Genomic DNA, 722 nt, shown 5'->3' with positions numbered 1-722 from the left:
CTTCATAAAGAAGTCAAAGACATAGATTGAACATCACATTCAATGCATGGCTTTTGCTTCTCGCAAATTCAGTACCCGATTATGGTGGAGCTATGCGGGATCGAACCGCAGACCTCCTGCGTGCAAAGCAGGCGCTCTCCCAGCTGAGCTATAGCCCCATAATCGCGAAGTGGTGGGTCTGAGTGGACTCGAACCACCGACCTCACCCTTATCAGGGGTGCGCTCTAACCACCTGAGCTACAGACCCACTTCGTGTACTGTCTCTAAACTTGAATCAAGGCAATCTGTGTGAACACTCAACAACTTCGTCATCTTTAAGGTAAGGAGGTGATCCAACCCCAGGTTCCCCTAGGGTTACCTTGTTACGACTTCACCCCAGTCATGAATCACACCGTGGTAAACGCCCTCCCGAAGGTTAAGCTATCTACTTCTGGTGCAACCCACTCCCCCATACTGCCGAGTCTGTTCGTCGGTCTGCTGGTGGCCATCTTCCAGGCGGCCACCTCCATCAACGAACAGACCTTGAGCTTCCTGCCCCGACTGGTGGTGACCCTGCTGGCCCTGGGCGCCGGTGCTCATTGGGGTCTGCAGAGCCTGATGGATTTCTTCCAGCTGATGGTGAGTCAGATCCCGAGGTGGTGGGGTGAGTCGCACAGGCCCGGGGCGAGCATCGTGACCTTCTCCAGTCAGCTCATTCTGGAGTGGCTCGCGCCGTGCTCTGG

Annotated in this window: 1 protein-coding gene, 2 tRNA genes and 1 other annotated feature; of the genes, 1 reads left to right on the top strand and 2 read right to left on the bottom strand. The window is 55.3% G+C overall.

Features of this window, described 5'->3' with window-relative positions; genetic code table 11:
* Positions 1-82: 82 nt before the first annotated feature.
* Positions 83-158: transfer RNA gene (locus G113_RS20170), tRNA-Ala, on the bottom strand.
* Positions 159-170: 12 nt separating this feature from the next.
* Positions 171-247 (bottom strand) — tRNA-Ile (locus tag G113_RS20165).
* 73 nt (positions 248-320) lie between these two features.
* Positions 321-722, bottom strand: a sequence feature (mutual gap in cmsearch alignment for this rRNA model is longer than 100).
* On the opposite strand from G113_RS20165, the gene G113_RS21285 reads away from it, so the two are divergent.
* Positions 394-722, top strand: a 329-nt coding sequence (locus G113_RS21285) for a flagellar biosynthetic protein FliQ (protein WP_201765037.1), incomplete at its 3' end; no start/stop codon positions are given. It overlaps the preceding feature by 329 nt.

It is taken from the genome of Aeromonas molluscorum 848, assembly GCF_000388115.1.
Classification (GTDB): Bacteria; Pseudomonadota; Gammaproteobacteria; order Enterobacterales; family Aeromonadaceae; genus Aeromonas; species Aeromonas molluscorum.
This window is presented reverse-complemented; position numbering and strand designations above follow the sequence as displayed.